The 9,880-nt window shown below is 62.6% G+C and carries 10 protein-coding genes; 8 read left to right on the top strand and 2 right to left on the bottom strand.

All coding sequences use genetic code 11. The annotated features are described in order from the left end of the window. Both QAT43_RS12060 and QAT43_RS12055 read left to right on the top strand, forming a co-directional pair. A partial coding sequence (locus QAT43_RS12060; protein WP_305043331.1) for an SAM-dependent methyltransferase occupies positions 1-528 on the top strand: 528 nt, incomplete at its 5' end. 108 nt (positions 529-636) lie between these two features. Then, positions 637-1,128, top strand: a complete 492-nt coding sequence (locus QAT43_RS12055) for an AAA family ATPase (protein WP_305043330.1) — start codon at positions 637-639, stop codon at positions 1,126-1,128. A 45-nt stretch (positions 1,129-1,173) separates the two neighbouring features. Here the strand turns inward: QAT43_RS12055 and QAT43_RS12050 are convergent, their stop codons facing one another. Then, positions 1,174-1,512, bottom strand: coding sequence for an RNA recognition motif domain-containing protein (locus tag QAT43_RS12050; RefSeq protein ID WP_305043329.1), 339 nt, complete (start codon positions 1,510-1,512; stop codon positions 1,174-1,176). A 13-nt stretch (positions 1,513-1,525) separates the two neighbouring features. Next, entirely contained in the window at positions 1,526-3,160 is a 1,635-nt protein-coding gene (locus tag QAT43_RS12045; RefSeq protein ID WP_305043328.1) for an ABC-F family ATP-binding cassette domain-containing protein, read from the bottom strand. 339 nt (positions 3,161-3,499) lie between these two features. Here QAT43_RS12045 and katG point away from each other — a divergent pair, with 339 nt between their 5' ends. From katG to QAT43_RS12015, 6 genes are all read left to right on the top strand, one after another. Then, entirely contained in the window at positions 3,500-5,695 is a 2,196-nt protein-coding gene (gene katG / locus QAT43_RS12040) for a catalase/peroxidase HPI (RefSeq protein WP_305043327.1), read from the top strand. A gap of 181 nt (positions 5,696-5,876) precedes the next feature. Then, on the top strand, positions 5,877-6,635 hold the full coding sequence (locus QAT43_RS12035) for a TlyA family RNA methyltransferase (protein WP_305043326.1): 759 nt from the start codon (positions 5,877-5,879) through the stop codon (positions 6,633-6,635). Positions 6,636-6,649: 14 nt separating this feature from the next. Next, a complete protein-coding gene (locus tag QAT43_RS12030; protein ID WP_305043325.1) occupies positions 6,650-7,423 on the top strand; it encodes an SAM-dependent methyltransferase in 774 nt (257 codons plus the stop codon). Positions 7,424-7,453: 30 nt separating this feature from the next. Beyond that, complete coding sequence (locus QAT43_RS12025; RefSeq protein ID WP_305043324.1) at positions 7,454-8,413, top strand: peptidase U32 family protein; 960 nt, start codon at positions 7,454-7,456, stop codon at positions 8,411-8,413. Between the two features lie 17 nt (positions 8,414-8,430). Beyond that, positions 8,431-9,561: a metallophosphoesterase family protein gene (locus QAT43_RS12020; RefSeq protein ID WP_305043323.1), complete on the top strand. Its 1,131-nt coding sequence runs from the start codon at positions 8,431-8,433 to the stop codon at positions 9,559-9,561. After that, positions 9,558-9,880: ATP-binding protein (locus QAT43_RS12015; protein ID WP_305043322.1), on the top strand; the 323-nt coding region annotated here is incomplete at its 3' end. The genes QAT43_RS12020 and QAT43_RS12015, both read left to right, overlap by 4 nt.

Here is a 9,880-nt window from a genome sequence, read left to right as displayed (position 1 = left end):
CAAGCGAAACTCCGTGCTGAAGAACTCGGCGTTGCCGAGCAAGTCACTTTTATCCATGGCGATGCCGCGGGCTACGTCTCTGACGAGAAGGTCGATGTTGCCGCCTGTGTCGGTGCTACCTGGATCGGCGGGGGAGTCGCCGGCACGATCGCGCTTTTGGCGCGGAGCCTGCGCACCGGAGGGATCATCCTCATCGGCGAGCCGTTCTGGCGGCAGTTGCCGCCGACGGACGAGGTTGCCAAGGGATGTTTTGCCAACGCAATATCCGACTTTCTCATGCTTCCAGAACTTCTCGCGTCTTTCGGCCGCCTTGGCTACGACGTCGTTGAAATGGTTTTGGCCGACCAAGACGGCTGGGACCGATACGAGGCGGCCAAATGGCTCACCATGCGCCGATGGCTTGACGCCAATCCCGGCGACGAGTTCGCGAAGGAGGTTCGGGCCCAACTGACCTCGGAACCTGTGCGCCACGCCGCTTATACGCGTGAATACTTGGGCTGGGGTGTGTTCGCGCTGATGCTGCGGTGAGCATTTGCACCTTGATTGACGTCTCGCCAGAAGTATTGATGCGGTTCACATCCGTTCACCGCATCCTACGAAGCTGACAAATCGCAAGAGCTGACGTAAGGTTTGGTCATGAAAGTCATACTCCTTGGCAATGCTGGAGCCGGCAAAAGTACGCTGGCGAGAAAGCTTTTGCAGAAACAGCCCGCCGCACGATTGTCCCTGGATGAAGTGGCCTTCGGAGTCGGCTCGGAAAGACGGCCGCTTGAGGACAGCATTGCAGACGTTCAAGCATTCATCGAGAAAAACGAAAGCTGGATCATCGAGGGCTGTTACGCGGACATTCTGGAGCCGGTTTTGGAGCTTTGCGAGGAACTTTACTTCCTCAATCCGGGGATGGAAACCTGCGTTGCCCATTGTCGGTCGCGGCCGTGGGAGCCGGAGAAATTCGCTTCCGCTGACGAGCAAGACGAGAACCTGCAAAACCTGATCGTTTGGGTGCGCGCGTATGAAAGCCGCGGTGATGAATATGGCCTCAAGCGGCATCGCGCTCTTTTTGAATCATTTACCGGCAGGAAACGTGAGTTCAACGACCCAGGTGATTACGAGTCGGCAGAAGGATAGGTGTTAGAGAACCTCTGGTCCAATTGCATCGCGGTGGGGAGCGCACTATTTGCGGCGACCGCGTGGGTGCCGTGAGCCTCGGTTTTGTTCGGTGCTCCGCGCTCCGGCGGGCGCGGGGGAGGTTTTGGGGCGTGGCGCCTTGATGCGGATGCAGCGATTCAGCAGTCGGGCGCCGTCGAGCAGATTGAGTGCTTCCTTGGCTTCGGCGGCGGTGGCCATGCGCACAAAGGCGCAGCCGTTGAACTGCCCGGATTTCTGATCGGTGAGCAGGTGGATCGACTTCACCTTCCCGCAAACGGCGAACAGCTTGTGCAAATCCTCTTCCCTGGCGGCGAGGGCGATATCGGATACAAACAGGTCTTTCTCGAGCGATTGATCCTTCATGGAACTCTCCCTTTTACAGCTTCAATTCGCCGCGGCCTTGGTATAGTTGGTCGCGCAGGCGCGCCACGTCGGTGTTTTCCAGATAATCGTCAAAACTCATGACCCGGTCGATGATTCCGGCCGGAGTGAATTCGACGATGCGGTTGGCGACGGTGGTGACGAACTGGTGATCGTGCGAGGCGAAGAGCACCACTTCGGGGAAGGCGATCAAGCCGTTGTTGAGGGCGGTGATCGATTCGAGATCGAGGTGGTTGGTGGGCTCGTCGAGCACCAGGGCGTTGGCGCCCGCGAGCATCATGCGCGCCAGCATGCAGCGCACCCGCTCGCCGCCGGAGAGAACCCTGGTTTTTTTGGTCGCTTCGTCGCCCGAGAAGAGCATGCGACCGAGAAAGCCGCGGGCGAAGCTCTCACCGTCGCAGGGCGGAAACTGGCAGAGCCATTCGATGAGGTTTAAATCGTTGTCGAAGTAGGCGCTGTTGTCCTTGGGGAAATAGGCCTTGGTGATGGTCACTCCCCAGCGAAAGCTGCCGGCGTCGGGTTCCAACTCACCGGCGAGAATCTGAAAGAGGGTGGTTTTGGACAGGCTGTCGCCGCCGACGAAGGCAATTTTGTCGCCCTTGTTGACGACGAGGTCAAGACCGCCGAGCACCTCGACGCCCTCGACTTTTTTGCGCAGACCCTTGATTTCGAGAATGATGTCGCCGCAGGCGCGCTCGGGCTTGAACACGACAAAGGGGTACTTGCGCGAGGACACCGGCAGATCCTCGACGCTGAGCTTCTCCAGCAGCTTCTTGCGCGAGGTCGCCTGCTTGGCCTTTGAGGCGTTGGAGGAGAAGCGCTGGATGAATTCCTTGAGTTCGTCGGCCTTGTCGGCGATTTTGCGGTTCTCGTCCTGCTTCTGCTTGAGGGTCAGCTGGCTGGCCTGGTACCAGAAGTCGTAGTTTCCGACGTAGACCGTGATCTTGCCGAAGTCGATGTCGGCGACATGGGTGCAGACCTGGTTGAGAAAATGCCGGTCGTGAGAGACGACGATGACCGTGTTGGGGAAGCGAAAGAGGAAATCCTCGAGCCAGGCGACGGATTTGAGGTCGAGATGGTTGGTGGGTTCGTCCAACAATAAAATATCGGGGTTGCCGAACAGGGCCTGAGCGAGCAGTACCCGCACCTTGTCGCCGGGTTCGAGTTCCTTCATCTTCTTGTGGCGCAGATCCTCGGGGATGCCGAGGCCGTTGAGCAGCACCGCCGCCTCGGTTTGCGCTTCGTAGCCGTTCATTTCGGCGAATTCGGCCTCCAATTCGCCCGAGCGGATGCCATCGGCGTCGCTGAAGTCGGGTTTGGCGTAGAGCGCCTCGCGCTCGGCCATGACTTCGAAGAGCCGCTTGTGCCCCATGATGACGGTGTCGCTCACGGTATGCTCGTCAAAGGCGAACTGGTCCTGGCGCAGCATGGCGATGCGCTCGCCGGGAGTGACGCTGATCTGGCCCTTGTCGGGCTCGCTCTCACCGGCGAGGATCTTGAGAAAGGTTGATTTGCCGGCGCCGTTGGCGCCGATGAGCCCGTAACAGTTGCCGGGGGTGAACTTGATGTTGACGTCTTTGAAAATGACCCGTTTGCCGTAGGCGAGGGCCAGGTTTGATGCGCTGATCATGCGGGAAAAACCTTTTGCTTTTATAAGAAAAAAATAAAAACCGCAGGGGTGATCCCCCGCGGTTCACGTCAAATCGCAATCCTACCACTTATCGTTCGCCGGCGGCAATCCCCATATTTTGACCGGCCTATCACATGCCGCTCTTTAGCGTCGCGTTATATTCGCGTCGGCTTTATGGGAGGGTCTTCTGGTGCGCGTCCTTGCGGAAAATGATTCTTTGTTGATATTGACAATCCGTTGAGGGCTGCTAGAAATAAAAAGCCGCCGGCATCCGCGGCGGTCGAGTTTTGAGCATGGTTCGGTGGAGATTTCGTGCGGACCCCTACAGGAGGAGATTTCATGAGCGACGCAAGCAAGTGTCCGGTCACAGGCAAATCCAGCAGGCAGGTGGCCGGCGGCGGTACTTCGAACCGCGACTGGTGGCCGAATCGTCTGAACCTTCATATTCTGCGCCAGCATTCCAGCCTGTCCAATCCCCTGGGCGAGGATTTCAACTACGCCGAGGCGTTCAAGAGCCTCGACCTCAAGGCGGTCAAGGAGGATTTGTACGCGCTGATGACCGACTCGCAGGACTGGTGGCCGGCCGATTACGGTCACTACGGCGGGCTGATGATCCGCATGGCCTGGCACAGCGCGGGCACCTACCGCATGGGCGACGGCCGCGGCGGCGCCGGCAGCGGCTCGCAGCGCCTGGCGCCCCTCAACAGTTGGCCCGACAACGGCAACCTCGACAAGGCGCGCCGCCTGCTCTGGCCGATCAAGCAGAAATACGGCAAGAAACTCTCCTGGGCCGATCTGATGATTCTCGCCGGCAACTGCGCCCTGGAATCCATGGGCTTCAAGACCTTCGGTTTCGCCGGCGGTCGGGTGGATGTGTGGGAGCCTGAGGAGGACATCTACTGGGGTTCGGAGGACGAGTGGCTGGGCGACAAGCGCTATGCAGGCGAGCGCAAGCTCGATAATCCTCTCGCCGCCGTGCAGATGGGTCTGATCTACGTCAACCCCGAAGGGCCCAACGGCGAGCCCGATCCGGTCAAGTCGGGCATCGACGTGCGCGAAACTTTTAAACGCATGGCCATGAACGACGAGGAGACCGTGGCCCTGGTCGCCGGCGGGCACACCTTCGGCAAATGCCACGGCGCGGGCCCGGCCAGCCATGTGGGGCCGGAGCCCGAGGGCGCTCCCATCGAGGAGCAGGGGCTGGGCTGGAAAAGCAGCTTCCGCGGCGGCAAGGGGCCCGATGCCATCACCAGCGGCATCGAGGGCGCCTGGAAACCCAACCCGACAAAGTGGGACATGGGCTATTTGAAGGTGCTGTTCAAATATGAGTGGGAACTGGTCAAGAGTCCCGCCGGAGCGCATCAGTGGCTGGCCAAGGACGTGGAGGAGGAGGACAAGGTGGTGGACGCCTTCGATCCGTCCAAGAAGGTGCGCCCCATGATGACCACGGCGGATCTGTCCCTGCGCTTTGATCCCATTTACGAGCCCATCGCGCGGCGCTACCTGGCGAATCCCGAGGAATTCGCCGACGCCTTCGCCCGCGCCTGGTTCAAGCTGACCCATCGCGACATGGGCCCGCGCGCCCGCTACCTCGGCCCGGAAGTGCCCCAGGAAGAGCTGATCTGGCAGGATCCGGTGCCCGCCGCCGACCACAAGCTGATCGATGCGCAGGACATCGCGTCTCTCAAGAACAAGATCCTCGCCACGGGCCTCTCCGTTTCCGAGCTGGTTTACACCGCCTGGTCCTCGGCCGCCACCTTCCGCGGCTCCGACATGCGCGGCGGCGCCAACGGCGCGCGTATCCGCCTGGCCCCGCAGAAGGATTGGGCGGTCAATCAGCCCGCGCAACTGGCCAAGGTGCTCAAGGCCCTGGAAGGCATCCAGAAGGAATTCAACGCCGCGCAGACGGGCGGCAAGAAGGTCTCGTTGGCCGATCTCATCGTCCTGGGCGGCTGCGCGGCGGTCGAGAAGGCGGCGCAAGACGCCGGGTTCGCCGTGAGCGTGCCCTTCGCGCCGGGGCGCACCGACGCCTCCCAGGAGCAAACCGACGCGGCGTCCTTCGCCGTTCTCGAACCGGCGGCGGACGGCTTTCGCAATTATCAGAAGAAAAAATACAGCGTCACCGCCGAGGAACTGCTGGTGGATCGGGCGCAACTTTTGACCCTGACCGCGCCCGAGATGACGGTGCTCATCGGCGGCCTGCGCGTTCTCAACGCCAATTATGGGCAAGCCCCGCACGGGGTCTTCACCCAGCGCCCCGCGACGCTCACCAATGATTTTTTCGTGAACCTGCTCGACATGGGCACGGTCTGGAAACCCACCGCTCAGGACCCGGACGTCTTTGAAGGCCGTGACCGCAAAAGCGGCGCTCTCAAGTGGACCGGCACCCGCGTCGATCTGATTTTTGGTTCCAACTCGGAACTGCGGGCCGTCGCGGAAGTCTACGCCTGCGCCGACGCGCAGGAGAAGTTCGTCGCCGACTTTGTCGCCGTCTGGAACAAGGTCATGAACTTGGATCGCTTCGACCTCGCCTGAGCACGAACGTCCTGCCGGCAGGGCAGGGCGGGGAAAGAGGACGCGACCTCCTGAAAGAAAAAGCCCTCGGTCCAGCGATCGAGGGCTTTTTCTTTGCCCGCTGCAAATCCTCTGTGCTAACCTTGACCACCCTGATCCGCACGTCCCTTCTTCGGTCTCGCATCTAGAATCTACTTAATTGATGGATAAGCAGCGCCTGGACAAATTGCTGGTGGAACGCGGCCTCGTGGCTTCGCGGCCGCGCGCCCAGGCTTTGGTGCTGGCGGGTCAGGTGCTGGTGGACGGCAAGCCGGTGGACAAGGCCGGCACCCTGGTCAAAGCCGATGCCGAGCTGCGGTTGCGCGGCGAGGATATGCCCTATGTCTCGCGCGGCGGCGTCAAGCTGGCCGGCGGGCTGGATGCCTTTGCTTTGGACGTGCGCGAGCGGGTCGCCATCGATGTCGGCGCCTCGACGGGTGGTTTCACCGATTGCCTGTTGCAGCGCGGCGCGGCGCGGGTCTACGCGGTGGATGTGGGTTACGGCCAGCTGGCCTGGAGCCTGCGCCAGGATGGGCGGGTGGTCAACCTGGAGCGCACCAACATTCGCGACCTCACCCCGGACAAGCTGCCGGAGCAAGCCTCCCTGGCGGTGATCGACGCGTCGTTTATCTCTTTGGAAAAGGTGTTGCCGCCGGCCCTGGCGCTGCTGACCGCGGAGGCGGATGTGGTGGCGCTGATCAAGCCCCAGTTCGAAGTGGGCCGCGGGCAGGTGGGCAAGGGCGGGGTGGTGCGCGACAGCGCCTTGCATGAGGCGGTGGTGGAAAAGATTGCCGTCTACGCCGAAACCCTGGGCTGCCGCGTGCTGGGCGTGGCGGAGAGTCCATTGCTCGGCCCCAAGGGCAACCGGGAGTTTCTCATTCATCTGCGCAAGGGCGCGGACCAGGCAAGCGCCTGTTCCTGAGCAAGGAATCGGAAATGAACGCAAGCAAGGTGTATTTCATCGGCGCCGGTCCCGGCGATCCCGAATTCCTCACCCTCAAGGGGGCGCGGGTTCTGGCCGAGTGTCGGGCGGTGTTCGCGCCGACGCCCTACGAGCAGACCTTTGCCGCGCATCTCGACGGCAAGACGGTGCTGGTGCCCTTCGATTTCTATTTCGCGGAACTGCTGGAACGCATCCGCGCGTTTCTGCAAGAGGGCTCGGTGGCTTTTCTGGTGCCCGGCGACCTGACCTTTTATTCGCCGTTTCAGGGACTGATCGACGCCCTGGGTGATCTGGCCGAGGTCATTCCCGGCGTCGGCACCGCCAACGCCGCTTCGGCGCGGCTCAAGCGCACCCTCGATCTGCCCGGGGTGTGCAAAAGCGCCGTGATTCTCTCGCCGCGCACCCTCGGCGATCGCCCCGAGGATCCCAAGCTGATCGATTTTGCCCGTCCGGGCACGACCTTGCTCATCTACATGAACAACATCCCCCTGCCGGAGTTGGCGACGGAGCTGCGCAAAGGCTACGGCGTCAACGTGCCCATCGCCATCATTCATCGCCTGTGCCTGCCCGGCGAGGAGATCGTGCAGGGCACCCTGGATGATATCGTCGCCCAGGTCGGTGAGCGGGATTTCTTCAATCTTCAGGCCAAGACCAAGCGCCCCGCCTTGACCCTGGTGCTGGTCGGCGAGACCCTGGGGGCCAGGGAAGACGGCACTTGGTGGGATTACCGGCGCGACAACATCTGGCGCTATCGCGACGGGGAATAGGGAGCGATGCGGGTGGACGGCGCGGCACGCATGAGGATCATCTCGCCGGTGGACAATCTCGCCGAGGCGCAGGGCCTGCTCGATGCGGGCGCCGACGAACTCTACGGCGGCTATGTGCCCGCCGCCTGGGCGCGGGAATTCGGCCTGCTCGCCTCCATCAATCAACGCACCTTCGCCGAGGCGCAGATCGGCAGTTTCGACGAGTTGGCGGCCATCATTGCTCTGGTCCATGAACGGAACGGCCGTTTTTCCCTGACCCTCAACGCGCCCTTTTACGCCGAAGCCATGCTGCCGCATCTGCTCGCGTATGTCGATGAGGCGGTGGCGGCGGGCATCGACGGGGTGATTCTCGCCGATCTAGGTCTTTTGCGGCTGCTGGCGCGCCGCCATCCGCGCCTGCCGTTGCACGCCAGCACCCTGGCGCACCTGGGCAACTCGGAAGCGGTGCGCTTTTTTCATGCCCAGGGGATCAGCCGCGCGGTGCTGCCGCGCCATTTGAGCCTTGCCGAAATGACGACCATCACGGCGCGGGTGCCCGGGGTGCGCTTCGATGCCTTTCTGCTGGTCGGCAAATGCCCCAATACCGAAGGGCTGTGCACGTTTCATCATTCCAGCCCGGATCGCATCTGGCCCTGTGAGATTCCCTACCAGCTGACTGCCCTCGAAGAGCCGGCGTCGCCGCGTCTGGTGGCCGCCATGGCGCGGCAGGCCAGTTGGGCCACCACCAACCGGCGCCACGGCTGCGGGCTCTGCGCCATTCCCCATCTGGCCGCCGCCGGCATCGACGGCCTCAAGCTGGTGGGGCGCGGCGCGCCGGCCGCGCAGAAAGTGAAAAATATCCTGCTGGCGCGGGATTTTCTGCGATTGGCGATAAACCTCAAGGATTTCGACGACTACCGTCGCCAGGCGCGGCGCGCCCATCGGCAACGTTTTGGTTCGCCCTGTTCGCCCAATGTCTGCTATTATCCGGAATTCTACGAAGCTGAGTAACCAGCGGATTGATCCCCATGATACGCATTCTGCATACCGCCGACCTGCACCTGGATGCGCCTTTCCCCCAGCTCGGGGAGAAGGCGGCCCAGCGGCAGGATGATTTGCTCAAGACCTTCGAGCGCCTGCTGACCCTGGCGATCAAGAACGAGACGCATCTTTTCGTGGTGGCTGGTGATCTGTTTGATCATCCGCGTCCCGAGTCGGCCCTGGTGGGTCGCGTGCAGGCGGGGCTCAAGCGCCTTGCCGATCGCGGCATCCTGCCGGTGCTGATTCCCGGCACCCATGACAACGTCATCGCGCCCGATTCGGTCTATCGCCGCCACGAATTTCCCGGCGCCCTGGTGCTGCAGGGACCGCTGGTCGAGGAGCCCGCGCGCCTCGACGTGCAGGGCACGCCGGTGTTTCTCTACGGTTTCGCCTACCGCTCCAGTCTCTCCGAGGGGGCGCTGGCGTCCATGCGGCGGCGCGCGGACGAGGGCATCCACATCGGCCTGCTCCACGGTTCGCGCGAGGGCAGCCCCGAGTGGGATTACCGCAAGAAGGATCTGCCCTTCAATCTGGCCCTGCTCAAGGAACTCAACCTCGATTACCTGGCCCTCGGCCATTATCACGCCTTTGAAACCCTGACGGATGAGGGGCGTCTCTGGGCCTGCTACCCCGGCTCGCCCGAGGGCAAGATGTTCGGCGAAAACGGGCCGCGCCATTGCGCCCTGGTCAGCGTGGCGCCGCACCAGGCCAAGGTGGAGAAGCTGCCCTGCAACACCCGCACGCTGGAGGAAAAAAGCCTCGATCTGAGCGGCTGTCCAGGCGAGGCCGAGGCAGCCGCGGCCATCGCCGCCCTGTCCGCCCCGGATCTGCTGCTGCGCCTGACCCTCACCGGGGTGGTGGAGGCGCCTTTGGATCTGGCCCGTTTGCGGGCGTTTCTGGAAGAGCGCTTTTTTCATCTCGATCTGATCGATCGCACCGCCATTTTCGACAGCCATTTCGCCCGGCGCATCGAGGAGGAAGAAACCGTGCGCGGGCTGTTCGTGCGCCGCGCCCGCCGGCGCATGGCGGCGGCCGCGACGGCCGAGCGCGAGGTGCTGGAGGAGGCTTTTCGCGAGATCCTGGTGCGTTTCCGTGCCTTCGGCGGGGGTGAGTCATGATTCTGCGCAGCCTGGAATTGCGACATTTCGGCAAGTTCGCCGAACGGACCTTCGAGTTTCGCCCCGGCATGAACCTCGTCGTCGGCCCCAATGAAGCCGGCAAGTCGACCCTCATCGAAGCCATTCCGGCGGTGCTCTTCGGCGCGCGCAACAAGGAGCGGTTTCGTCCCTGGGGACGCCAGGGCAGCTGCGATGCCGCCCTGGTGCTGGAGGGCAAGGGGCGCAGCCTGCGCATCGAGCGTGACATGCTCAGCGATCAGGTGGTATTGACCGAACGCGATGAGCACTACCACAGGCTCTATCAGTTCGAGGGCAAGGT

Origin of the sequence: Geoalkalibacter sp. (genome assembly GCF_030604225.1) — a bacterium.
In the GTDB taxonomy this organism is placed as follows: Bacteria; Desulfobacterota; Desulfuromonadia; order Desulfuromonadales; family Geoalkalibacteraceae; genus Geoalkalibacter.
The sequence above is the reverse complement of the archived record's forward strand: the minus strand, read 5'-3'. Positions and strand labels throughout refer to the sequence as shown.

Excerpts from the sequence above, each read along its gene's own strand:
- QAT43_RS12030 (WP_305043325.1), top strand. The coding sequence starts at position 6,650 with ATGAACGCAAGCAAGGTGTATTTCATCGGCGCCGGTCCCGGCGATCCC.
- QAT43_RS12045 (WP_305043328.1), bottom strand. The coding sequence starts at position 3,160 with ATGATCAGCGCATCAAACCTGGCCCTCGCCTACGGCAAACGGGTCATT.
- QAT43_RS12025 (WP_305043324.1), top strand. The coding sequence starts at position 7,454 with ATGAGGATCATCTCGCCGGTGGACAATCTCGCCGAGGCGCAGGGCCTG.
- QAT43_RS12050 (WP_305043329.1), bottom strand. The coding sequence starts at position 1,512 with ATGAAGGATCAATCGCTCGAGAAAGACCTGTTTGTATCCGATATCGCC.
- katG (WP_305043327.1), top strand. The coding sequence starts at position 3,500 with ATGAGCGACGCAAGCAAGTGTCCGGTCACAGGCAAATCCAGCAGGCAG.
- QAT43_RS12055 (WP_305043330.1), top strand. The coding sequence starts at position 637 with ATGAAAGTCATACTCCTTGGCAATGCTGGAGCCGGCAAAAGTACGCTG.
- QAT43_RS12035 (WP_305043326.1), top strand. The coding sequence starts at position 5,877 with ATGGATAAGCAGCGCCTGGACAAATTGCTGGTGGAACGCGGCCTCGTG.
- QAT43_RS12020 (WP_305043323.1), top strand. The coding sequence starts at position 8,431 with ATGATACGCATTCTGCATACCGCCGACCTGCACCTGGATGCGCCTTTC.